The sequence below is a fragment of the Sphingomonas phyllosphaerae FA2 genome, from assembly GCF_000427645.1.
GTDB classification, from domain to species: Bacteria; Pseudomonadota; Alphaproteobacteria; order Sphingomonadales; family Sphingomonadaceae; genus Sphingomonas; species Sphingomonas phyllosphaerae.
In genome coordinates, this window is record NZ_KE386571.1 from 3,174,895 (window position 1) to 3,197,573 (window position 22,679).

Genomic DNA, 22,679 nt, shown 5'->3' on the forward strand with positions numbered 1-22,679 from the left:
GTCAATGCCCCGCGGTCAGCTTCAGCCCGGCGATGCACCCGACTGCGCCGAGGATCAGCAGCAGCCGCACCGGGGTCGCCGCCTCGCCGTAGAAGAAAATGCCGGTCAGCACGGTGCCGAGCGCACCGATCCCGGTCCATACCGCATAGGCCGTCCCCATCGGGATGCTGCGCGCCGCGACCTCCAGCAGCAGCATCGACATCGATATCGAGGCGAGGAAGGCGAGCGTCCAGCCGATGTGGCGGAAGCCGTCGGCGTTGCGCAGGCAGGTGGTGAAGCCGACCTCGAACAGCCCGCCGACGACCAGCCAGACCCACGCCATCAGCCGCGCCCCGCCAGCGTGCGCAACGCCGCGCCGTCGACGCGCTGCACGGTCCATTCACCTTGCGCGACCGCACCCTTGGCGCGGTAGAAGTCGATCGCGGGGGTGTTCCAGTCGAGCACCCACCATTCGAAGCGCGCATAGCCGCGATCGACCGCGATGCCGGCCAGCGCCTCGAGCAACGCCGCGCCGGCGCCCTGTCCGCGCGCTTCGGGCGCGATGTAGAGATCGTCGAGCCAGATGCCGCGCTTGCCGGTCCATGTGGAGAAGGTGAGGTAGAAGATCGCGAAGCCGACCGCGCGGCCGTCGAGGTCGGCGATCAGCGCCTCGGCGGCGGGGGTCGTGCCGAACAGCGCGTCGTGGAGCATCGGCGCGGTCGTCTCGACCGCGTCGGGCGCCTTCTCGAACGCGGCGAGATCGCGGACGAAACCGAGCATCGTCGGAACGTCGGCGGGGGCGGCGGGGCGGATCGTGAGCGTCATCGCCGCGGGTGTAGCGCGTCGTGATGAGCTGCCCAACCTTCGTCCACTGCCTTGCCGTCATTCCCGCGCAGGCGGGGATCCAGAACCTCTGACGTTTCGCTTCTATCGACGGGCCTGCGCGTCTGGATTCCCGCCTGCGCGGGAATGACGGATGAGTCGTCAGGCAGCGCCTTCGAGCGCCCCGTGCGACACCGGCCGCCTTTGTGCCGCGTAGAGGCACGCCGCGACAATCACCCCCGCGCCGGCCAGCGTCGTCGGCGCGACGCGCTCGCCGAAGCACAGCCAGCCGAGCACCGCGGCATAGACGAACGACGTATATTCGGTGGTCGCCAGAAACCCCGCCTCGGCATGCGCATAGGCCCATCCGAGGAGGAACAGCGACGCGGTTGCGAGCAGTGCAGCGATCACGATTTTCCACCACATCGCGGACGCGGGCGGCACCGCCAGCCACGGCGCGGCGCAGAGCAGCAGCAGCGCGATGACCGCAGACTGGACGAAGGCGATCTCGCGCGGGCCCGCCGCCTGGCTCTGGAGCCGCGCGACGATCAAATTCGCGGCGTAGAGGATCGCCGAGGCGAGGATCGCGCCCGCGCCCGCCAACGCTTCCGGCCCGAGCGCCAGGCGCGTCTGCCCGGCAAGGATCACCGCCACGCCAGCCAGCGCCGCGAAGGATGCCGCGACGACCCGCGCGCCGACGCGCTCACCGAGCAACCACGCGCCGAGCAGCAGCGCGAGCAGCGGCGCGATGTAGGTCAGCGCGATCGCCTGCGCCATTGGCACCCGCGCCAGCCCCCAGAAGAACAGCAAGGCCATCGCGGTGGTCAGCGTGCCGCGCGCCAGATGCAGCCGCAGCGCCCGCGCGCCGATCCGCCGCCCGCCGCCGATGTGCCACGCCGCGCCGCCGATCGCGGTCGATAGCAGCGTCCGCCACAGCAGCGCATTGTAGACGCCGATCGCCAGCACCAGCGACTTCATGAACGCGTCCATGATCGAGAACAGCCCGATCCCGCCTGCCGCGACGGCGAGCGCCAGTGCGGGGGAGAGATGGCGCGAGTTGGTCAACGGATCAGGCGGATGTCGACGTCGCCGTCGAACGCCTGCCAGGCGCGATCGGCGGTCACGACGGTTGCGCGACGGACGATGCCGAGCGCCAGACAGGCACGATCGGCAAAAGACAGTCGCAACGCCTGCGCGCGGGGGTGAAGCGCGGCACTGACCCGAGCCTGTTCGCTGTCGAAGGAGCCGATCGCCACTTCAAGGCGGCGCAAGCTATCCAGCACCGCCCCCGCGTCTATGCCACGGCGGACACATTTGTGGAGCACTTCATCGAGATTGACCGCCGAAAGCAGCGCGCCGCGCACGAACGGCAGCGCGACATCACTGCCTGCTTCGTCGAACAACAACGCCAGCAGCGCGGATGAATCGAAGACGATCGTCACGCTGCCGATGCCGCGTCCGCGTCACCTTCTCGGCGCTGTTCCTCTCGGCGACCGGCGAGCAGATCGTCGACGATACTTCCATGTGCATCACGGAACGGACGGAAGATGTCCTGCACCTCCCGAACGACCTGGGCGTGCGTCCTAAGGACCATTCCGCCTTGTGCGTCACGGTCGATGACGACCATGTCGCCGTCCTTGATGCTCAACTCGCGGCGCAGGTCGGCAGGAATAACGATCTTGCCGCCCGCGATCACCTTTGCATGATAGGTCACGTCACGCCCTCCAGGACCTGACGTATATCACAGGACCTATTCCGCCGCCAGTTTCGCCGCCGCGTCCGCTGCCTCGATTTCCACCGCCTTCGCCTCGACCAGCTTGACGATATGCTCGATCATGTCGGCGTCCTGCACGTGGTGGTCGGTGACGCCCGACAGATAGACCATGTGCTTGCCGTTGCCGCCGCCGGTGATGCCAATGTCGGTTTCGCGCGCCTCGCCGGGACCGTTGACGACGCAGCCGAGCACCGACAGGCTCATCGGGGTGCGGATGTGCTGGAGCCGTTCCTCCAGCGCCTGCACGGTGCGGATCACGTCGAAGCCTTGTCGCGCGCAGCTGGGGCAGCTCACCACGCGCACGCCGCGGTTGCGGATGCCGAGCGCCTTGAGGATCTCGAACCCGACGCGGACTTCCTCCTCCGGCTCGGCCGACAGCGAGACGCGGATCGTGTCGCCGATCCCGAACCACAGGAGCGAACCGAGCCCGATCGACGACTTCACCGTGCCGCCGATCAGCCCGCCGGCCTCGGTGATGCCGAGGTGAAGCGGGCAGTCGGTCGCCTCGGCGAGCCCCTGATAGGCGGCGACCGCGAGGAAGACGTCTGACGCCTTCACCGCGACCTTATATTCGTGGAAGTCGTGATCCTGGAGCAGCTTGATATGGTCGAGCGCCGATTCGACCAGCGCCTCGGGGCACGGCTCGCCGTATTTTTCGAGCAGGTCCTTCTCGAGCGACCCGGCGTTGACGCCGATGCGGATCGCGCAGCCGTTGGCCTTGGCGGCGCGCACGACCTCGGCGACGCGGTCGGACGAGCCGATGTTGCCGGGGTTGATGCGCAGGCAGGCCGCGCCGGCGTCGGCGGCCTCGAGCGCGCGCTTGTAGTGGAAATGGATGTCGGCGACGATCGGCACCTTCGCGGCGCGGACGATCTGGCCGAGCGCGGCGGTGGAGGCGACGTCGGGGCAGCTGACGCGAACGATGTCCGCCCCCGCCTCCTCGCAGCGGCGGATCTGGTCGATCGTCGCGGCGGCATCCTCGGTCGGAGTATTGGTCATCGTCTGCACGGTGACCGGGGCATCCCCGCCGACGGGGACATTGCCGACCATGATCTGGCGGCTGGGACGACGCGCGATATCGCGCCACGGACGGATCGACATAGACGCCATATACGCGTGTGGCGTGGCAGTTCAAAGTCGCAGCATCCGCCAAGCAATGCTAGGCGACCGCAAATGCAGCGTCATTACGGCCTGGACTGGCTCCGCATCGGGGCGTTCGCGATCCTGATCCTCTATCACGTCGGCATGGTGTTCGTGCCGTGGGACTTCCATGCGAAGCTGCCGGGCGCGTGGTGGGTGGCAGTGCCGATGATGGCGTCGAACCCGTGGCGGCTGGCGCTGTTGTTCCTCGTTTCGGGATACGCCAGCCGCGCGCTGATGCTGCGCAACAAGGCGCCGTGGCGGTTCGCGCGGCAGCGCTCGCTCAGGCTGCTCGTCCCGCTGATCTTTGGCATCGCGGTGATCGTGCCGGTGCAGCCGTGGGTCGAGCTGTCGCAGAAATATGGCTATCCGCACGGGTTCGGGCACTTCTGGGTGCACGATTACTTCCGGTTCGCGCAGGTCGGGGCGCTGTTCCTGCCCGCCTGGAACCACCTGTGGTTCGTCGCCTATCTGTGGGTCTATACGTTGGTGCTCGCCGCGGGTGCATTGCTGCTGCCGCGGGTGGTGCGGCGCGCGATCCAGGCAGGGTTTGCGTGGATGATGCGCGGGCCGGCGCTGCTGGTGGTGCCGATCGCGTGGATGGTGCTGGTCAGCTTCTGGCTGTTTCCCGGCGGACGCGAGACGCACGCGCTGGTCGACGACTGGGTCGCGCATTTCAGCTACTTCCCGTTCTTCCTGTTCGGCTACGCGCTGGCGTGCGCGCCGGAGACGCTGGCGGCGCTGGTCGCGCGGTGGAAGCCGTCGGCGGCGATCGCGCTGGCGGCCTATGCGGTCGTCGCGGGGATCGAAATCCGGTGGCCGGGCAGCAGCATGCCGTACCCTTGGGGGATCGTCTTCTCGGTGGCGCGATCGGTCGAGGGCTGGGCGGCGGTCGCGGCGCTGATCGGCTATGCCGACGGGCACTGGAACCGCGACCGCAAGTGGCGGCGGGTGCTGACCGAGGCGGTGTTTCCCTTTTACATCGTCCACCAGTCGATCATCGTGCTGGTCGCCTTCTGGCTGGCGCCGTTCGCGCTGCCGGGCGGGCTGGCGTTCGCATTGCTGGTCGCGGCGACGCTGGCGGGGTGCTGGGCCTTCTATCTGGGCGGGCGCGCAATCGGGCCGCTGCGCCCGCTGATCGGGCTGCGGCGGCATGCGTCGCGGCGGACGCATGTCGATCCGCGGCCGGCGATCGTTTGAGGTAGCGGTGGCCTGCCTTCTTCCGTCATACCGGACTTGATCCGGGATCCCGCTTTTGGGTTCGGCCGGGAAGAAGCGGGGCCCCGGATCAAGTCCGGGGCGACGAGGGTTTGTGGCGCTCCCCGTGCCTCCTACTGCCCGAACGACCCCGCGCGGTAGAGCAAGGTGATCGCGACGCGGCGGTTGCGGGGGTCCTGCGGGTTGTCGGCGATCATCGGTTCGCGGTCCGCCACGCCCTCAATCCGGTTGAAGCGCGTCTCAGGGATGCCGCCCAGCGCCAACCGGCGGCGCGTCGCCTCGGCGCGGCCGGACGACAGCATCCAGTTGTTCATCGCGCGCGGATCGCCATACGGCAGGCTGTCGGTATAGCCGCGGATCGAGATCGGGTTCTGCGTTTCCTTGATCCCCTGCGCGACCAGCCCGATCAGCGCCGAGGCATCGCTGGCCAGCGCAGTCGTGCCCAGCGCGAACATCGAATAATCGGCGTCGTCGACCAGATCGATGCGCATCCCGTCCGACGTCATCGTGAAGCGGATGTGCTTGGCCAGCTTCGCCAGCTCGCGCTGCGCCATGATCTTCTGCATCACCTGCTGGCGCAGCTTGGCGAAGTTCTTGGCGTCTTCCTTGGCGACCGCGCTGCTGCTGCGCAGCGAGCCCTTCTTGCCGAATCCCTTGGCCTCGCCGACCGGATCGGTGGTGACCAGCGCCAGCGCGTGTAGATCCGACGTGCCCGCCTTCGGACCGATCTTCTCCTTCGAGGTCAGCGATTCGCCGCCGAACATGCCGTTGCCGCCGATCCCGACGCGCTTCTTGTCGATCAGCGTCGGCGCGAAATAATCGGCGATGCCCTTGCGTTGCTTCTCGGTCGTCGCGCCGAGCAGCCACAGCAGCAGGAAGAACGCCATCATCGCGGTCACGAAATCGGCATAGGCCACCTTCCACGCGCCACCGTGGTGTCCCCCGGCGACCATCGTGATCTTCTTGACGATGACGATCTTGGGCGGCTCGTTCTTGCCGTGCGGTGCCTTGGCCATCGGGTTTACTTACCGCGCAGGCCGTCGAAGACCTCGGCGAAGCCGGGCTGGTTCTTGTGGTCGATCCCCGAGCGCGCCGCCTCGATCACCAGCGGCTGCGGATGGCCGTGGAGCGAGGCGATGATGATCTGCTTGACGACATGATAGATCGCCGCGTCGGCATCGATCACCTGCTTCAGCCGCCCCGCGAACGGATTGACGATCCCGTACGCCAGCAACACGCCCATGAAGGTGCCGACCAGCGCCGAGCCGATCATCCCGCCCAGCACCGACGGCGGCTTGTCGATCGAGCCCATCGTCTTCACGATGCCCAGCACCGCCGCGACGATTCCGAGCGCGGGCAGCGCGTCGGCGAGGCTCTGCAGCGTGTGCTCCGGCCCCTCGACCTCGTGGTGGTGGGTCTTGATCGCGTTGTCCATGACCTCCTCGACCGCATGGACGTCGAGGGTGCCCGAGGACACGACGACCAGCCGCAGCGTGTCGGCGATCAGGTTGACCAACGTATGGTCCTTCAGCAGCTTGGGATATTCGGCGAACACCGCCGAGGACTTCGGGTCCTCGACATGCGGTTCCAGCGCGATCGGCCCTTCCATCCGCAGCATCTTCATCAGCTTGCTGACGAGGAAGATGACGTCGAGATAATCCTGCTTCTTGTATTTTGGGCCCTTGAAGACCTTGCCGAGCCCGCCGCCGACCGCCTTCAATTCCTTGCCGGAATTGCCGATGACCAGCGCGCCGACCGCGGCGCCGCCGATGATGAGCATTTCGTGCGGGATCGCCTCGAACACCGGGCCGAGGTTGCCGCCGGTGATGGCGAAACCGCCGAACACCATGCCGAGGAGGATGACGAGGCCGATGGCCGGGAACATGGCACTTTTCCCCAATAAGCGTGCGGGATGATTCTCGAGGGGAGTGGTTAACCCGACAGCGGTGGAGAAGTGGTTACCGCGGGGGGGTGTGATGCGGCGTTTGCCGTTGGGGGCTGACTGACTGTCCGCTCATCCCGCAAACGTCATTGCGAGCGTAGCGAAGCAATCCAGGGCCGGATCAGGACGCCCTGGATTGCTTCGCTACGCTCGCAATGACGGAAGAGTGGATCAGCGCAGGTAGCTGAACAGCGATAGCTGCGACAGTTTCGAGAAGCTCGACTGGGTCGCGTTCAGGATCGTCATCGTCTTGGCGAATTCCGCCGCGGTCGCGGTCATGTCGGTATCCTCCAGCGACGAGCGCAGCTCCTCGCGGTCGGCCGAGACATTCTCCTGCAACGTCTGCTGAAGTTCGACGCGCGCGGCGCGGGCGCCGACCGATGCTTGGACGATCGAGACCTGATCGGTCGCGCTGTTGACCTTGTCGAGCGCGCCGCGCGCGGACTCGCCGGTCGGGTCGCCGCCCTGCAAGGCCGCGGCGAGCTGCGACAGGATCGCCAGCGTGTCGCCGGCCGGGCTCTGGAAGATGCGCGCGGCGGTCTCGGTCGGCTGGATCGACATATTGTCGGCAATCGGCACTTCGGACAGCGACGGCGCGGTATTGTAGGTGAAGGTGCCGTCGGTGTTCTTCGTGATCGCCGCGTCGCCGCTGGCGCTGCCGAACAGCGAGCGGCCATTCGAATCGGTGACGTTGCCCAGCCCGATCAGCGTGTCGACGACCGCCTTCATCTCGTCGCCGATCACCTTGCGATCCTGGACGCTGAGCGAGCCGTTGCTGGCGCGCACCGTCAGTTCGGTCGCGCGCTGCATCTGCGTGTAGACCGAATCGAGCGTCGTATCGGCCTGCGACAGCAGCGACGACGACATGTTCATGTTCGACGTATAGGCAGCCGCGTCGATGTTCTTGCGGTCGAACTCGGCAAGCTGCTGCCCGACCGCGACATTTTCCGACGGCGAGGTGAATTTCTTGCCGGTCGCCAGCTGGGTCTGGAGCTTGACCGCGTTCGACATCAGCGATCCCATCCGGGCCGCGGAACGATCGAACATGAGGCTGCTGGAGATCTGCATGGCGATTACCTGATCTCGAGGATCGACTGGAAGGTTTCCTTGGCGACCTGGATGACGCGGCTCGATGCCTGATACGCCTGCTGATATTTCAGCAGGTCGACCGCCTCGTTATCCAGATTGACGCCGGTCAGTTCGGAGCGCGTGGTGATCGCGCCGTCGCGGATCGTGGTCTGCGCCTCCGCGACCAGCCGCCGCTGCTTGAGCGTCGCGGCATTGTCGGTGACGAGCCCCTGTACGCTGCCCTCGAACCCCATGCTGCTGCGCTTGCCCGCCAGCGCGACCAGGTTCGATGCGTCGCGCGATCCACCCGCGCGCCCGGCCGCCGCGATCTGGTCGCCGCCGGTCAGGGCCACCTTGAACTGGGTCGGGTCGGTGGTACTCGCCGTGAAGAAGTCGGTGCCGACGTTGCCCTTCAGATCGTCGCCGGCGGCCTGCAACGTGTTGACCGTCTCGGTCAGGTCCTTGGCGATGCGCCCCAGCGCGTCGCGCGTGGTGGCGATCCGCTGCGCACCTTCGACCATCCCGGCCAGCGACCCGCCATCGGGGTCGAACAGCGTCGGGGAGCCGGTGGGCGGGCGCACCGCGAGCGCGACGTTGCTGCCGGTGCGGCCATAGGCGACCTCGCTGGCGTCGCGCGGGTCGACGAGCACGGGGCCGTTGGGGCCGGCGGCGCGGACGGTGGCGCGGCCGTAATCGTCGATCTTGACGTCGACGTCGGTCAGCGCGCTCATCTGCTGAAGCAAATCGTCGCGCTGGTCCATCAGCCCGGCCATCGCCGAGGTGCCGGGTGCGGTCTTCACCAGCCCCTGGTTGACCTTGAGCATCGCCTGATTGAGCCGCGTCAGCTCGGCGGCGGCCTGACCGGCCTGTCCGTCCAGCTCGGCCGCCGAATCGTCGAGCGCGCGCGCGGTGACGCCGAACGCATCGGCGACCGACGAGCCGGCGCTCAGCATCCCGGCGCGCAGCGCGGTGGAGGAGGGATCTGCCTGAAGCGCGGTGCCGGCGGCGAAGAAGGCGGTCATCCGCGACGACAGCCCGCCGCTGCCCAGCGCGGTCTCGATCCGCTCCAGCCAGACCGATCCGGCCTCGGTACGCGACAGATCGGAAGCGGCGGTGCGCAGCGTCTGGTCGGCATAGCTGTTGCCGGCGCGCAGGATGTTGAAGGCCGACGACCCCATGCCGTTCGGCGAAGATGTGTTGAAGCCGGTGCCCCCGGTGATCTCGCGGATGCTGGGCGTGCGCCGGACGTAGGACGCGTTGCCAGCATTGGCGATGTTCTCCGACGTCGTCGCCAGCGCCGTCTGATACGTGCGCACGCCCGAAGCGCCTAAGGAGAGCAGATCACTCATGCGGTGAGAGTCGCACGATTCGGGTTAAGATCGGGTTGACGGGTGGTTTGACAGGTTTTTGGCCCATTGCCCGGCTGGGGAGGCGAGGCTCGCCTCAGGGTCGACGTCCTTGCGAGCGCAGCGAAGCAATCCAGGGCGTCCTGGTCCGGCTCTGGATTGCTTCGCTGCGCTCGCAATGACGGGGGTGACTCAGGGCTTCGGTGTTGCCGTCGCTGCCCCGTCCGTACCCGCCCCCATTTCCGGTTGCGACTGCGCCAGGAACTTGCTCATCGCCTGCCCGATGCCGAGCGGATGGTGTTCGGCCATGTTCTGGACGACCTTCTGGTCGCTCATGTCGCGGAAGGTGTCCATAGCCTTGCTGTCGATCAGCGGGTCGGCGAGCTTCGCCTGGCGCATCGATTTGAGCATCATGCCGGTGAACACCGACTCGAATTGCTGCGCGGCCTTGTCGAGGTTCTGCTTGGTCGCGGCCCGCGACAGCCCCGTATCGAGCCCGGTCTGGCCGGTGATCGGCCCAATCGCGTCGCTCATTACAGCACCACCAGTTCGGCCTTGAGCGCGCCGGCTTCCTTGAGCGCCTCGAGGATCGCGACGAGGTCGGCCGGGGACGCGCCGATCGCGTTCACCGCCTTTACGACATCGGCCAGCTTCGGGCCGGGCGTCAGCATGAACATCGGCTTCTTCTCCTCGCTGACCTGCACGTTGGAGCGGTTCTCCAGCGCGGTCTGGCCGTTGCTGAGCGGGGCGGGCTGGCTGACGCGCTGGCTCTCGTCGATGCGGACGGTCAGCTTGCCGTGCGTCACCGCCGCGGAGGCGAGCCGCACCGCCGAGTTGATGACCACCGTGCCGGTGCGCGCGTTGACGATCACTCGGGCGGGCGGTTCGGCGCTGTCGACGGTCAAATTCTCGATCTCGCTCATCAGCGTCGCGCGGACGTCGGCGCCGACCGGTGCACGCACCGCCACCGACACCGCGTCGGTCGCCTGCGCGCTGCCGAAGCCGAGCTTGCGGTTGATCGCGGCGGCGACGTTCTGCGCGGTCGTGAAATCGGCGCGCGCGAGATTGTAGGTGAGGAACGGCGTGTCGGCGAAGCCGGTCGCGACCGCGCGCTCCACCGTGGCGCCCTCGGGGATGCGCCCGGTCGAGGGGACGTTGACGACGATCTTCGACCCGTCCGCACCTTCCGCGCCCAGCCCGCCGACGGCGAGATTGCCCTGCGCCATCGCATAGACCTGTCCGTCGGCACCCAAGAGCGGGGTCAGCACCAGCGCACCGCCGCGCAGCGACTTGGCCTTGCCCATCGAGGCGACGGTGATGTCGATCCGCTGGCCAGGCTTGGCGAAGGGCGGCAGCTCGGCGGTGATCAGCACCACCGCGGCGTTCTTGAGCCCGGGATTGGCGTTGGCGGGCAGTTGCAGCCCGAAGCGCGACGCGACCGCCTTCACCGACTGGACGGTATATTCGAGATTGTCGTCGCCGGTGCCGGGCAGGCCGACCACCACGCCGTAGCCGGTCAGCTGGTTCGAGCGGATGCCCTGGAACCCGCCGAGATCCTTGATCCGGTCGGCGTGCGCCGGGATCGAAACCAGCAACGCGACCAGCGCGATGAACAGCGTGCGCAGCATCAGAACGGGCTCACCACCTGGAAGAAGCGCGACAGCCAGCCCTGGCGGCTTGCGCGGGCGACGTCGCCCTTGCCGGTATAGGCGATCTGCGCATCGGCGACGCGGGTCGACTCGACGCGATTGTCGCGATCGACGTCGGCGAAGCGGACGATGCCCTTGATCTGCACGAATTCGTCGCCGCGGTTGAGCGTCACGCGCTTCTGCCCGCGCACCAGCATCGTGCCGTTGGGATAGACTTCGGCGACCGTGACCGACACCTCGCCCGACAGCGAGTTCGACTGGTCCGCCGCGCCGGTGCCGTTGAAGCCGCGATTGCCGCTGGCGCCGACGTCGGTGGATTTCAGCAACCCGCCGAGCGGGCCGGTGCTCGGCGGGGTCAGCCCGAACGAGCCCTTCGAATCGATCTTCGACGCCGACGATTTCGACGCCGCAGTCCGCTCGACCAGCACGATCGTCAGCGGATCGCCGACGTGGCGCGCGCGCCAGCCCTCGTAGAGCGCGGCATAGCCGGTCGACACCTGGAAGATCGCGCCATCGGCGACCGGCGCGGTCGGCACCGGGGCGGCGGGCTCGACGCGCGCGGCGCTGAAATCCTCGGCGGGCTTCTTCTTGAGCAGCTTGCCGAACACGCTGGCGTGCGCGGGGGCGGGCACCAGCGCGACCGCGGCGGCGGCGCCGAGCATCCCGCCCAGCAACAGGCGAATCCGGCGAAGGGAAGATACGGTCGTCATGATCCGGGTCATGACAGATTTTGGTTAACGGTTTTCAGCATGTCGTCGGTGGCGGAGATCATCTTCGAATTGACCTCATAGGCGCGCTGGGTCTCGATCATGTCGACCAGCTCCTCGACGACGTTGACGTTGCTCGCCTCCAGCGTCCCCTGCCGCACGCGGCCGCGGCCGTCCTCGCCGGGCACGCCCATATTGGCCGCGCCGCTCGACGCGGTCTCCAGCAGGAAGTTGTCGCCGTTCGATTCCAGCCCCGCCGAGTTCGGGAAGCTGGCGACCTGGATCTGCCCGAGGTTCTGCCCCTCGGCCTGCCCCGGAATCGTCGCGGTGACGGTGCCGTCGGTGCCGATCGTGATCTGCGTCGCGTTGGTCGGCACGGTGATGCCGGGCATCACCTGATAGCCCTGGCTGGTGATCAGCAGCCCCTCGGGCGAACGCGAGAAATTGCCGGCGCGGGTATAGCCGAGCTGTCCGCCGGGCATCTGCACCTGGAAATAGCCGTTGCCGTCCAGCGCGAGGTCGAGGCTGTTGCCGGTCTGGCTCATCGACCCCTGCGTCTCGGTGCGCGACGTGCCCTGCACGCGCACGCCGGTGCCGAGGTTGAGCCCGGTGGCATATTTGGTTTCACCGGTCGATTGCGCGCCCGGCGCGGTGACGACCTGATAGGACAAGGTCTCGAACGCGGCGCGATCGCGCTTGAACCCGGTGGTGCTGACGTTGGCGAGGTTGTTCGAGATAACGCGCATCCGCGTGTCCTGGGCATCCAGCCCGGTGCGCGCGATGTGCATGGCAGCGGTGGTCATCGGTCAGGTCCTTCCTCAGCCCGGCAGGCGCATCACCGATGCGCTCGATTCGTCCATGGAGCGGGCCTCTTTCAGCAAATTGGCCTGCACTTCGTAGCTGCGCTGGTTCTCGATCATGTCGACCAGCGCCTGGGTCATGTTGACGTTGGAGCCTTCCAGCGCGCCGGCGGTCACCTTGGCGTCGAGATCGGCGGGCATCACGCCGCCGCCGCGCACGCGCATCAGATTGTCGAGCCCCTTCACGGCATCGCTGCCCTTGCTCGACACCACCTTCAGCCGGTCGACGACGGTGACCTGCCCGGTCTTGTCGCCCTGCGGCACGATCGAGATCGAGCCGTCCGACCCGATGCTGACCGAATCGTACGGCGGCAGGGTGATCGGGCCGCTCTGTCCCATGACAAGGAAGCCGTCGCCGGTCTGGAGCGTGCCGGATTCGGACACCGACAGGTCGCCGCGGCGGGTATAGGCTTCCGACCCGTCGGACGCCTGCACCGCCAGCCATTTGTCGGCATCGCCCATCGCGACGTCGAGCGGACGCCCGGTCTGCTGGACGACGCCCGGCGCACGATCGGCGTCGCGCACCTCTTCGGAGGTCGGCTGGCGCGCCGACAGCTGTGTCGAGCCGTCGGACAGGATGATCCGGTCGAACACCACGCGATCGGCGCGGAACCCGGTGGTGGAGACGTTCGCCATATTGTTGGCGATCGCGGCCTGCGACTGCATGTGCGCGCGCAGGCCGGTCGCCGCGGTATAGACCAGTTTGTCCACTTACATCCTCTCCGACGTCTCGGCCGTCTGCATCAGCCGCGGATGTTGAGGATCGCCTGCGATACCTGCGTCGCGGTATCGAGCGCCTTCGAGTTCGCCTGGAAGTTGCGCTGCGCGGCGATCAGGTTGACGAGTTCCTCGGTGATGTCGACGTTCGAGCCTTCGAGCTGGCCCGACTTCAGGCTGCCGAAGCCTTCGGCGGCGGCGAAGCCGAGTGTCGCCTTCCCCGAGATACCCGTCGCCTGCCAATAGTTGCTGCCTGCCTGGCGCAGACCGGTCGGCGCGGAGAACTTGGCGATCGCCACCTTGCCGAGCGGCACGATGTCCGAGTTCGAATAGCTGGCCTTGATGATGCCCGCGTCGTCGACGGTGATGCCGACCAGCTGGCCGACCGCGACGCCGTCCTGCACGCGGTTGCTGACCGCGGCCGCGGCCGAGGTCTGGGTCGAGCCCGACAGGTCGAGCTTGATCGTCTGCTGTGCCGCGCCCGAGGCCGGGATGAACGGCTTGAACTGGATCGCGGTCGGTGGGACGAGCGCGCCGGTGGTGTCATAGGTCTGCGTGACCGGACCCGGCCCAGTCGCGGCGCCGTCGTCTGGGGTCAGCATCTGGTCGCCAACGAAGGTGTAGACATCCCACGTGCCGGTGTTTGGCGGCGTCGCGGTCGGCTTGCCCTCCGCGGTGCGGACATAGTAGCTGGTCATCGTCATCGCGTTTCCGTTCGCGTCATAGACGCGAGTCGCGACCGAGTTGTTGTAGGTCGAGGTGTCAGTGCGCTTGAAGCCGCTCGTAGGCTTGACGGTAGCGGTCGACGGGATCTGCACCTTGGTGGCGACGTTCTTGGTCGCGCTGGGCGAGCCGCTGGTCGGCTGGATCTGCAGGTTGGTCAGCGACTTGTCGCCGGTCGCGGTGACGTTGCCGTCGTTATCGACCGGATAGACCATCAGATAGCTGCCCTGCGCGTCGATCACGTTGCGGCTGTCGTCGACGGTGAACGCGCCGGTACGCGTGTAGTTGACCTGATCCGACAGGCCGGTCGACTTCACCACGAAGAAGCCTTCGCCGAGGATCTGCATGTCGAGCGCGCTCTTGGTCTGGTTTGACGAACCGTCCGAGAACTGCTGCACGGTGCCCTTCACCGAAACGCCCGAGCCGACCATCTTGCGCGGATCGGTCGACACGTTCGACGAGATGACGTCGGCGAACGCGGTGCGGCTCTTCTTGAAGCCGTTGGTCGAGACGTTGGCGAGGTTGTGGCTGATGACCGACATGTCGGTCTGCATGGCCTGGAGGCCCGAAAGCGAGGTGAAGAAGGACATGGGGGGTACTCCTGCGGGTAATAAGGTGAATTAGGGGGGATCAGGCGACCTTGCGGACCGCGGCGGGATCGACCTTGCCGAGCCCGGTGACGTTGAGGACCGGCTCCGCGCCCGCGCTCAGGCTGACGGTTTCGACCGGCGCCCACACCAGCGACTTGGCGGGGATGATCGTGCTGCCGTTCGCGGCCTCGACGGTGACGGTGTACGGGCCGTTCTCGACCTTGTTGCCGGCGTCGTCCTTGCCGTCCCAGCTATAGTCGACCGCGCCGGCCTCCTGCTTGCCGAGCTGGATGTTCTTGACCGCCAGCCCGTTCTTGTCGGTGATCGTGACGTCCACGTCGGTCGCCGAATTCGGCAGCTCGACCGCGCCCATGATCCCGCCCGAGGTCCGCTCATACGCGGTCTTGCCTTCGGTCAGCACGGTGCGGCCGACGAAGCTCATCGCGTCGCTCGACGAGGTCGTGCCCAGCCGGTTGGCGATCCCGGCCAGCGTGCTGCTCATCTCGCTGATCCCCGCGACCTGCGAGAAGGTCGCCATCTGTGCGACCATCTGCGTATTGTCCTGCGGGTTGAACGGATCCTGATACTGGAGCTGCGCGGTCATCAAGCGCACGAAGTCCTTCTGCCCGAGCTGCGACTTGCCGACGTTCGCGCCGGCATCGGTGGTGCCGGTGACGGAGTTGGAACGCGCGACCCCGGCCGAGGAGAAGATCGCGTCCTGTGCGGCCTTGTCGACGCCGCTGGTATTGGCGGTAATGCTGGTCATGGTCAGCGACCCATCTTGAGAGTGTCGAGGATCAGCGTCTTGGCGGTCTGCATCACCTCGACGTTGTTCTGGTAGCTGCGCGCGGTCTCCATCATGTCGACCAGCTCGCGCGATTCATCGACCGCCGCGTCGAAGACGTTGCCGTCCTTGTCGGCGAGCGGATGATTGGGATCGTAGCGCTTGGTGGGCTTCTCGCCCGCGGTGACGATCTGCTGCACGTCGACCGTGGACAGACCGCTCGCCTCGTCGAAACTGGTGCGGAACACCGGCTTCATCGTCTTGTAGGCGGCGTCCTCGGTGCCCGCGACGCCGCCGGCATTGGCGAGGTTCGACGCGGTGGTGTTCATCCGCGTCAGCTGCGCCGACATCGCGCGGCCCGCGACCTGGAAGACCGTCATCGGGGTACCCGACATGGCTTATTCTCCCTTCAGCGCGCGGGTGATCTGCCCGATGCGTCCGTTGAGGAAGGCGAGCGTGCTCTGATATTGCACGGCGTTCTCGGCGAAGGCGGTCTGCTCGGTGGACAGTTCCACCGTGTTGCCGTCCATCGACGGGTTGGTGGGGACGCGATACTTGAGCGCACCGCCCAGATCGGCGCCCACGCCGCCCGGCTGGCTCTCGACCGCGTTGAGCGCGGTGGTGAAGTCGATGTCGCGCGCCTTGAAGTTGGGCGTCGACGCATTGGCGATGTTCGACGCCAGCACGCCCATGCGCTGTGAACGCACCTCCAGCGCGGCAGCGTGAACTCCGAACAATCCCTCGGCCATCGGCCCCAACTCCTCCATGCACGACAGGTGCACGAGGCTGTTGAGCAAAGGCCGTGCCAAATGGGTCGGGCAACGGGCTAAATCCCCGTCATTGCGAGCGTAGCGAAGCAATCCAGAGCCGGACCAGGACGCCCTGGATTGCTTCGCTGCGCTCGCAATGACGAAAGAGAGCGCGACCGACCGGCAAAGGCTTGCCGGTTGCCGGCAAATCCCCTTGCCGCCCGCGCGCGGCGCTGCCGTCCGCACAAGCGCCCGACTCACTTGGCCCACGGCTTGCAATAGGGCGGGCATGACACCTGCGCTGCTTCTCGACCCCGTGGCGCTGGCGATCGTGCTGGGCGGCACGATGCTGGCGACCATCCTGCGCACCCCGCTGCGCGATCTCGCGCATGCGCTGCTCGCGCTGGCCACGCTGCCGCGCCGTCGCTTCCGTGCGGAATCGCGGCTGGAGCAGATCGCGACGTTGTCGCGGATCGCGCAACGCCACGGCGTCCACGCGCTCGACCGCAGCGTGATCCGCGACACCGACATCGCCGCGGCGATCATGCAGATCGTCGACGGCGCGCAACCGGCGGTGGTGGTCGAGGCGCTCGACACCGCGCGCCGCCAGCGTGCCGAGCGCCACCGGATCGTCGTCGAATGCTGGACCGGCATGGCCGAAACCGCCCCGGCGATGGGGATGATCGGCACGCTGATCGGGCTGGTCGCGATGTTCACGCGGATGAGCGACCCGCAGGCGATCGGCGCGGCGATGGCGGTCGCGCTGCTCGCCACCTTATATGGCGCGTTGCTCGCCAATCTCGTCGCGATGCCGATCGCGGCGCGGCTGCGCACCGCGGCGCGCGCCGAACTGCTGGAGCGCGAGCGGCTGGTCGCGCCGCTCGCCGCGCTGGCCGAGCGTGAGGCGCCGCGCGTCCGTGCGCGTGCGCATGACGCGGAAGCGCCGCTGGCGATCGTTGCGCAGGACGAGGCCGCATGAACGACGACGCTTTGCTCGACGTTCAGCCCGGCCGTCCGTTGTGGCTGATCACGCTCGCCGATCTGGCGCTGTTGCTGGTCGGCTTCTTCGTGCTGCTTCAGGCCAATCAGACGCTGACCCCGCACGATCTGGCGCGTGGCATCGCCGAAGGGTTCGGGGTCGAGCCCGCCCCCGTTGCGATGCCGGTCGCCAGCCACGGCGTCGCGGGCTTCGCGCCCGGCTCGGCGGTGTTGCCGCAATCGACCGACGCGCTGCTCGCCTGGGCGCGCGCCGAGCTGCGTGACCCGCGCGTGCGGCTGACCGTCACCGCCAGCACCGACGGCAGCGCCGCCGACGTCGATCCCGGCTCGCGCAGCGCGACGGTGCTCGCCGCCGATCGCGCCCGCGCGGTCGCCGCCGCCTTGGCCGCAGGCGGGGTGCCCGATGCGCGGCTGCTGCTTTCCACGACGCCCGCGCACGGTCCGCGCGCGGTCGCCGTTACGCTCGCCTTCGCCGGCGAGGCCCATTCGCAAGGAACTCCCAGATGATCGCGCTGCTCGCCGCCGCTTCGCTCGCCTTTCAGGATACCGCCGCGATCGACCGCGCGGTCGCCGCCTTCACCACGCGCCCGGTCGGTGCGGAGGGCGGCGCGCGCGCGCCGGTCGACGCGCGGCTGCGGCTCGCCACCTGCGGGATGGTCGCGCTGTCGTGGCGCACCGATGCGCATGATGCGGTGGTGGTCGCCTGCGCCGATCCGGCGTGGCGGATCTTCGTCCCCGTCATCGCCCCGCCGCGCGCCGCAAGCGCCGCGCCGGCGGTCGTCCGCACCGGTGCCGCCGCGCCCGCACCACGCGCCGAACCGGTGATCCGCCGCGGCGATTCGGTGACGATCGAGGCCGGCTCGGACGGCTTTTCGATCACCCGCGAGGGCGTCGCGATGGCCGATGCCGCCCCCGGCGGACGGGTGATGGTGCGCGTCAACGATGCCGCACGACCGGTGCAGGCGGTGGCGGTCGACGCGGGCCGCGCGACGCTGCCCGGCTGGCCGGAATAAAAAAGTGCTAAAGCCGCCGCCCCAACGGTCGTTTCTGCCGGTGTCAGCGGAAACCCACGGGTGTGGACATGGTGGAATCAATAGGATCAGCGACGGTGAGGGCGGGGGTTTCCCCCGTTTCCGCCGTCCAGCGGACCGCAAAGGCCGCGCCGGTCGCCGAGGCGGCACCGGTCACGAAGCAGACGGGCACGGACGCCACGCAGGCGCCGGGCGCGCTGGCCAGCGCGATGGCGGCCGAGCCGCCGGTCAACGCCGACCGCGTGCAGCAGATCAAGACCGCGCTCGCCAACGGGACCTTCCCGTTGTCGCCGTCGACGATCGCCGATCAGTTCATCGCACTGCGCTACGACTGGGTGTCACGCAATGACGCGGCGTGACGCGCTGGTCCGCGTGATCGACCTGCTCCATGCCGAGATCGCGGCGCTGAAGAGCAACGACATGAACGCGCTGGAGCGGGCGACGTCGAACAAGCTGCGCGCGATCGAGGAGCTGCAGCAGCTGGGCGACGGACCCGCCACGCCGGAATTGCGCGGGCTGGTCGAGGAGGCGGACCGCCTCAACGACACCTGCCGCATCTACGTGAACCTGATGGCGGCAAATGTTCGCCGCCGCCTGCAACTTCTTTCCGGTCAGGGTGGCAGCTCCTACGGCCGCAGCGCCGCCGCCTACGCCTGACCCACGGGATCACCGCTGACACGACGACGCCCCGGCCCACCCCCGGGGCGTTGTGATTCCGACAGGGCGAAGCCCGTCGCCCCTGCGAAGGCAGGGGCCTATCTCTCTCTCGTTGATGACCGACTTTACGGACACAGCGAACGTCCGTGTGTCGGACGGTCACGCGGTACGCGACAGACATGGATCCCCGCCTTCGCGGGGATGACGGAGAGAGCTTGGCACGGCCCTTGCAGCAATGCCGGGCATGACCGTTGCCACGATCACCTCTGCCACCCAGCGCGTCACGTCCGCGATCCAGCGCGCCGCGCAGCGCACGGGCGTCGACTTCGATTATCTGATGGGTCAGGCGCGGCTGGAGAGCGGGTTGAACGCCAATGCGCGCTCGGGCACCTCGTCCGCGACCGGGCTGTACCAGTTCCTCGACCAGAGCTGGCTCGCGGTCGTCAAACAGCACGGTGCCGAGCACGGGCTGAGCTGGGCCGCCGACAGCATCCAGAAGTCGGGCGGGCGCTATACCGTCTCGGGTGGCAACCGCGAGGCGATCCTCGCGCTGCGCAAGAACCCGGAAGTCTCGGCATTGATGGCCGCCGAGCACGCCAGCGACAACAAGGGCGCGATCGAGGCGGTGACCGGGCGCGAGGCGACCGGCACCGATCTGTACATGGCGCACTTCCTCGGCATCGGCGGCGCGCGCACCTTCCTGTCGGCGATGCAGAGCAATCCCGATCGCAGCGCGGCGGCGGTGTTCCCCACCGCGGCGCGCGCGAACCGCAGCGTGTTCTTCGAGCGTGACGGCTCCGCCCGTTCGCTGTCGGAGGTCTACAAGCGTTTCGCCGACAAGCTCGGCAACGGATCGGACGCCGCCGCGACCGCCAAGGCCAACAACCAGTGGCAGTTCGCCGCGCAGGCGCTGGCGATGGGCGAGGACGCCACCGTCGTCACTGGCACCGGGCAGAGCGCGACCGACGCGCTCGACTGGGCGAAGTCGGCGCTCGGCCAGCGCGGCAATCAGGCCAGCCTGTTGCGCCCGTCGCCGGACAATGCACGGCTGGCTTATATGATGCTCGCTGGGCTGGGGCGCTAAACGATGAAGATCCTCGCCCATATGCGCCAGGGCGCGCTGCCCGCCGCGATCCTGCTGCTCGTCGTCCTCATGGTCGTGCCGATCCCGGCCTTCATGCTCGACGTGTTCTTCATCATGAACATCACGATCAGCCTCGCGGTGCTGATGGTCGCGCTGAATGCCGAGAAGCCGCTCGATTTCTCGTCCTTCCCGACCGTGCTGCTGTTCGCGACGCTGTTCCGGCTGGGCCTCAACGTCGCCTCGACGCGCATCGTGCTGGTCCACGGCCACACCGGCTCGGCGGCGGCGGGGCATGTCATCGAGGCGTTCGGATCGTTCGTGATCGGCGGCGACTATGTCGTCGGGCTGTTCGTGTTCGCGATCATCGTCATCATCAACCTGATCGTCGTCACCAAGGGCGCGGGCCGCGTCTCCGAAGTGTCGGCGCGCTTCACGCTCGACGCGCTGCCCGGCAAGCAGATGGCGATCGACGCCGATCTCAACGCCGGGCTCATCACGCCGGACGAAGCCAAGAAGCGCCGCGTCGACGTCGCGACCGAGGCCGAATTCTACGGCTCGATGGACGGTTCGTCGAAGTTCGTGAAGGGCGATGCGGTCGCCGGGCTGCTGATCCTCGCCGCGAACATCGTCGGCGGATTGATCCTCGGCCCGGTCAGCCATTCGCTGACGATCGCCAAGGCCGCGCAGACCTATACGATGCTCGCGATCGGCGACGCGCTGGTCGCGCAGGTGCCGGCGCTGCTGCTCTCCATCGCCGCCGCCGCGATCGTCACCCGCGTGAAGTCTGAGAAGGACCTCGCCGGGCAGATCGGCAGCCAGTTCGGCTCGGCGCGCACCTGGACGCCGGTAGCGGTGATCCTCGTGCTGCTCGGCGTGCTGCCGGGGATGCCGCATTTCGTCATCCTGCCGCTCGCCGGTGCCGCCGGGTTCGCCGCGTGGAAGCTGAACCAGATCGCCAAGCGCCCCGCAATCGTCGAGACGCCGCCCGTGGTCGAGGCCCCCGATCCCTCCAAGATCGGCTGGGACGAAGTGTCGGAGACGATGCTGGTCAACCTCGACATCGGTTACGGGCTGGTCCCGCTGGTCGACGAGCGGCGCGGTGCGCCGCTGATGGGGCGGATCACCGGCGTGCGTCGCCAGCTGTCGAAGGAACTCGGCTTCGTGGTGCCGCAGGTGCGCGTCCGCGACGACATCAACCTGCCGCCCTATACCTATCGCGTCATGCTGGGCGGGGTGTGCGTCGGTGAGGATCAGGTCTCGCCCGACGAGATGCTGGCGCTCGACACCGGGCAGGGCTTCGGCGAGCTGATCGGCAAGAAGGCCAAGGACCCGACCTTCGGGCTCGACGCGACGTGGATCGCGACCGGCGACGCCGATGTCGCGACCGGCCAGGGCTATCTGGTCGTCGATTCGGGCACCGTGATCGCCACGCATCTCAACCATGCGCTGGGCGCCAATGCCGGCGACCTGCTGGGCGCGGACGAGGTCCAGTCGCTGCTCGACGAATTGAAGGAGCGTGCGCCGCAACTGGTCGCCGCGCTGGCGCCGCTGCCGCTGACTTCGCTCGCAACCGTGCTCAAGGGGCTGTTGTCGGAAGGCATCCAGCTGCGCGAGTTCCGCCGCATCGCCGCCGCGATCTCGCTGGCGGCACAGCGCAGCACCGATCCGTCCGAGATCATCGAGCTGATCCGCCCCGAGCTGGGCTCGCTGATCATCGCCAGGCTGGCCGGCGTGCGCGAACCGTTGCGCGTCATGACGCTGGAGGGCGGGCTGGAGCAATTGCTCGGCCAGGCCGCGCGGCAGGATCCCGGCCGCCACGTCATCGAACCCGAACTCGGCCGTCGCATCGTCGACGCGCTGCAAGCCGCGGCCCAGCCGCTCATCGCGGAAGCGAAGCCGTTCGCGCTGGTCGTCCAGCCTGCGATCCGCGTCGCGATCCGCAAACTCGTCCGCACCGTTCTACCGGATACGCCCGTCATGAGCTTCTTCGAAGTCCCCGAGGACAAGGCCGTCGAGGTCGTCGCGATCATCGGCAACCAGCCGCAGCAGCAGGCGCTGGCGGCATGAGCGCCGAACCGATGCCGCAGGCGTTCACCGGCGCCCAGCCCATCGCCCCGTCACCGATCGACGGCGCGCCGCTCACCTACAAGCCGCGCGTTCGCGCGCGGGATGAAAATGCGCTGGTGCGTGAACACCTTCCGCTCGTCCGCCGGCTGGCGTGGCACGTCCACGGTTCGGTCTCGACCGCGATCGAGGTCGAGGATCTGGTGCAGGTCGGGCTGGTCGCGCTGGTCGAGGCGGTCGCCGCCTTTGAGGATCGCGGGCAGGTGACGCTCAAGCAATATCTGGTCACCCGCCTGCGCGGCGCGATGATCGACGAGCTGCGCCGCCACGCTGCGATGACGCGCGGCGCGATCCGGCGGAAGCGCGAATATGCGCGCGCGGTCAACCAGTTGAGCCACGAATATGGCCGCGCGCCGACCGAGCGCGAGCTGGCGTCGCGGCTGGAGGTGACGCCGGAGAAGCTGCGCACTGAATATGCCGCGGCCGAGGCGGTGAAATATGAGTCGATCGATGAGGTCTATGCCGACGACCAGCCGTGGTTCGCCAGCAACGAGCCCGATGCGTTCGAGCAGCTTTCCGAGACGCAGACGCGCGACCGGCTGATCGCCGCGATCGCGGGCCTGCCCGAGCGCGAGCAGCTGGTGATCCAGCTGTATCACGTCGAGGAACTGAACCTCGAGGAGATCGGGCAGGTGCTCGGGATCGGCGCGGCGCGCGTCTGCCAGATCAAGAGCGCGGCGCACGCCAAGCTGAAGAAGGCGATGACGCAGCGCTGA

Annotated in this window: 28 protein-coding genes; 9 read left to right on the plus strand and 19 right to left on the minus strand. The window is 67.9% G+C overall.

What is annotated here, in order from left to right; translation table 11 throughout:
• Position 1: 1 nt before the first annotated feature.
• The 6 genes from SPHPH_RS0115465 to ispG all read right to left on the minus strand — a co-directional run bounded on the left by SPHPH_RS0115465 (position 2) and on the right by ispG (position 3,676).
• Positions 2–322, minus strand: a complete 321-nt coding sequence (locus tag SPHPH_RS0115465) for a DMT family transporter (RefSeq protein WP_028967514.1) — start codon at positions 320–322, stop codon at positions 2–4.
• Positions 322–804, minus strand: coding sequence for a GNAT family N-acetyltransferase (locus SPHPH_RS0115470; protein WP_028967515.1), 483 nt, complete (start codon positions 802–804; stop codon positions 322–324). The genes SPHPH_RS0115465 and SPHPH_RS0115470 overlap by 1 nt, the downstream gene beginning before the upstream one ends.
• A 159-nt stretch (positions 805–963) precedes the next feature.
• Positions 964–1,866 carry a DMT family transporter gene (locus SPHPH_RS0115475; RefSeq protein ID WP_028967516.1) on the minus strand — a complete coding sequence of 301 codons (903 nt, stop codon included), beginning with the start codon at positions 1,864–1,866 and terminating at the stop codon, positions 964–966.
• The gene (locus SPHPH_RS0115480) at positions 1,863–2,243 is read right to left on the minus strand and encodes a type II toxin-antitoxin system VapC family toxin (protein ID WP_028967517.1); all 381 of its coding nucleotides are present in this window, start codon (positions 2,241–2,243) and stop codon (positions 1,863–1,865) included. The genes SPHPH_RS0115475 and SPHPH_RS0115480 overlap by 4 nt, the downstream gene beginning before the upstream one ends.
• Positions 2,240–2,515, minus strand: coding sequence for an AbrB/MazE/SpoVT family DNA-binding domain-containing protein (locus tag SPHPH_RS0115485; RefSeq protein ID WP_028967518.1), 276 nt, complete (start codon positions 2,513–2,515; stop codon positions 2,240–2,242). Before SPHPH_RS0115485 ends, SPHPH_RS0115480 begins: the two co-directional genes overlap by 4 nt.
• A 36-nt stretch (positions 2,516–2,551) precedes the next feature.
• Entirely contained in the window at positions 2,552–3,676 is a 1,125-nt protein-coding gene (gene ispG, locus SPHPH_RS0115490; RefSeq protein WP_028967519.1) for a flavodoxin-dependent (E)-4-hydroxy-3-methylbut-2-enyl-diphosphate synthase, read from the minus strand.
• A 72-nt stretch (positions 3,677–3,748) separates the two neighbouring features.
• Here ispG and SPHPH_RS0115495 point away from each other — a divergent pair, with 72 nt between their 5' ends.
• On the plus strand, positions 3,749–4,915 hold the full coding sequence (locus tag SPHPH_RS0115495; RefSeq protein ID WP_028967520.1) for an acyltransferase family protein: 1,167 nt from the start codon (positions 3,749–3,751) through the stop codon (positions 4,913–4,915).
• A 131-nt stretch (positions 4,916–5,046) separates the two neighbouring features.
• Here SPHPH_RS0115495 and SPHPH_RS0115500 read toward each other — a convergent pair whose 3' ends face one another.
• The 13 genes from SPHPH_RS0115500 to SPHPH_RS0115560 all read right to left on the minus strand — a co-directional run bounded on the left by SPHPH_RS0115500 (position 5,047) and on the right by SPHPH_RS0115560 (position 16,068).
• Complete coding sequence (locus tag SPHPH_RS0115500) at positions 5,047–5,949, minus strand: flagellar motor protein MotB (protein ID WP_028967521.1); 903 nt, start codon at positions 5,947–5,949, stop codon at positions 5,047–5,049.
• 5 nt (positions 5,950–5,954) lie between these two features.
• On the minus strand, positions 5,955–6,818 hold the full coding sequence (gene motA / locus SPHPH_RS0115505; protein WP_028967522.1) for a flagellar motor stator protein MotA: 864 nt from the start codon (positions 6,816–6,818) through the stop codon (positions 5,955–5,957).
• Between the two features lie 228 nt (positions 6,819–7,046).
• A complete protein-coding gene (locus SPHPH_RS0115510; protein WP_162143934.1) occupies positions 7,047–7,886 on the minus strand; it encodes a flagellin N-terminal helical domain-containing protein in 840 nt (279 codons plus the stop codon).
• A 62-nt stretch (positions 7,887–7,948) separates the two neighbouring features.
• The gene (gene flgK, locus SPHPH_RS0115515) at positions 7,949–9,292 is read right to left on the minus strand and encodes a flagellar hook-associated protein FlgK (RefSeq protein WP_028967524.1); all 1,344 of its coding nucleotides are present in this window, start codon (positions 9,290–9,292) and stop codon (positions 7,949–7,951) included.
• A gap of 189 nt (positions 9,293–9,481) precedes the next feature.
• Complete coding sequence (locus tag SPHPH_RS0115520; RefSeq protein WP_028967525.1) at positions 9,482–9,823, minus strand: rod-binding protein; 342 nt, start codon at positions 9,821–9,823, stop codon at positions 9,482–9,484.
• Positions 9,823–10,917 (minus strand): flagellar basal body P-ring protein FlgI, encoded by a 1,095-nt coding sequence (locus tag SPHPH_RS0115525; protein WP_028967526.1) that lies wholly within the window; start codon positions 10,915–10,917, stop codon positions 9,823–9,825. Before SPHPH_RS0115525 ends, SPHPH_RS0115520 begins: the two co-directional genes overlap by 1 nt.
• The gene (locus tag SPHPH_RS0115530; RefSeq protein ID WP_028967527.1) at positions 10,917–11,600 is read right to left on the minus strand and encodes a flagellar basal body L-ring protein FlgH; all 684 of its coding nucleotides are present in this window, start codon (positions 11,598–11,600) and stop codon (positions 10,917–10,919) included. The genes SPHPH_RS0115525 and SPHPH_RS0115530 overlap by 1 nt, the downstream gene beginning before the upstream one ends.
• A gap of 56 nt (positions 11,601–11,656) precedes the next feature.
• Positions 11,657–12,448, minus strand: coding sequence for a flagellar basal-body rod protein FlgG (flgG, locus tag SPHPH_RS0115535; RefSeq protein ID WP_028967528.1), 792 nt, complete (start codon positions 12,446–12,448; stop codon positions 11,657–11,659).
• 15 nt (positions 12,449–12,463) lie between these two features.
• Complete coding sequence (locus SPHPH_RS0115540; protein WP_028967529.1) at positions 12,464–13,216, minus strand: flagellar basal body rod protein FlgF; 753 nt, start codon at positions 13,214–13,216, stop codon at positions 12,464–12,466.
• A 32-nt stretch (positions 13,217–13,248) separates the two neighbouring features.
• Positions 13,249–14,535, minus strand: a complete 1,287-nt coding sequence (locus tag SPHPH_RS0115545; RefSeq protein WP_028967530.1) for a flagellar hook protein FlgE — start codon at positions 14,533–14,535, stop codon at positions 13,249–13,251.
• 40 nt (positions 14,536–14,575) lie between these two features.
• Positions 14,576–15,301, minus strand: coding sequence for a flagellar hook assembly protein FlgD (locus SPHPH_RS0115550; RefSeq protein WP_028967531.1), 726 nt, complete (start codon positions 15,299–15,301; stop codon positions 14,576–14,578).
• Positions 15,302–15,303: 2 nt separating this feature from the next.
• On the minus strand, positions 15,304–15,714 hold the full coding sequence (flgC, locus tag SPHPH_RS0115555; RefSeq protein ID WP_028967532.1) for a flagellar basal body rod protein FlgC: 411 nt from the start codon (positions 15,712–15,714) through the stop codon (positions 15,304–15,306).
• Positions 15,715–15,717: 3 nt separating this feature from the next.
• On the minus strand, positions 15,718–16,068 hold the full coding sequence (locus SPHPH_RS0115560) for a flagellar basal body rod protein FlgB (RefSeq protein ID WP_028967533.1): 351 nt from the start codon (positions 16,066–16,068) through the stop codon (positions 15,718–15,720).
• 289 nt (positions 16,069–16,357) lie between these two features.
• Between SPHPH_RS0115560 and SPHPH_RS19945 the strand changes: the two genes are divergently transcribed.
• The 8 genes from SPHPH_RS19945 to SPHPH_RS0115600 all read left to right on the plus strand — a co-directional run bounded on the left by SPHPH_RS19945 (position 16,358) and on the right by SPHPH_RS0115600 (position 22,679).
• Positions 16,358–17,047 (plus strand): motility protein A, encoded by a 690-nt coding sequence (locus SPHPH_RS19945; RefSeq protein ID WP_051273051.1) that lies wholly within the window; start codon positions 16,358–16,360, stop codon positions 17,045–17,047.
• Entirely contained in the window at positions 17,044–17,574 is a 531-nt protein-coding gene (locus SPHPH_RS0115570; RefSeq protein WP_238303128.1) for an OmpA family protein, read from the plus strand. Before SPHPH_RS19945 ends, SPHPH_RS0115570 begins: the two co-directional genes overlap by 4 nt.
• Positions 17,571–18,080 carry a flagella basal body P-ring formation protein FlgA gene (locus SPHPH_RS0115575; RefSeq protein ID WP_028967535.1) on the plus strand — a complete coding sequence of 170 codons (510 nt, stop codon included), beginning with the start codon at positions 17,571–17,573 and terminating at the stop codon, positions 18,078–18,080. The genes SPHPH_RS0115570 and SPHPH_RS0115575 overlap by 4 nt, the downstream gene beginning before the upstream one ends.
• A gap of 95 nt (positions 18,081–18,175) precedes the next feature.
• Positions 18,176–18,457 (plus strand): flagellar biosynthesis anti-sigma factor FlgM, encoded by a 282-nt coding sequence (gene flgM, locus SPHPH_RS0115580; RefSeq protein ID WP_051273052.1) that lies wholly within the window; start codon positions 18,176–18,178, stop codon positions 18,455–18,457.
• Complete coding sequence (locus SPHPH_RS0115585; RefSeq protein WP_028967537.1) at positions 18,444–18,755, plus strand: flagellar protein FlgN; 312 nt, start codon at positions 18,444–18,446, stop codon at positions 18,753–18,755. Before flgM ends, SPHPH_RS0115585 begins: the two co-directional genes overlap by 14 nt.
• Before the next feature lie 244 nt (positions 18,756–18,999).
• Positions 19,000–19,839 carry a transglycosylase SLT domain-containing protein gene (locus tag SPHPH_RS0115590; RefSeq protein WP_028967538.1) on the plus strand — a complete coding sequence of 280 codons (840 nt, stop codon included), beginning with the start codon at positions 19,000–19,002 and terminating at the stop codon, positions 19,837–19,839.
• Between the two features lie 3 nt (positions 19,840–19,842).
• The gene (gene flhA / locus SPHPH_RS0115595) at positions 19,843–21,906 is read left to right on the plus strand and encodes a flagellar biosynthesis protein FlhA (protein WP_028967539.1); all 2,064 of its coding nucleotides are present in this window, start codon (positions 19,843–19,845) and stop codon (positions 21,904–21,906) included.
• Complete coding sequence (locus SPHPH_RS0115600) at positions 21,903–22,679, plus strand: sigma-70 family RNA polymerase sigma factor (protein WP_028967540.1); 777 nt, start codon at positions 21,903–21,905, stop codon at positions 22,677–22,679. Before flhA ends, SPHPH_RS0115600 begins: the two co-directional genes overlap by 4 nt.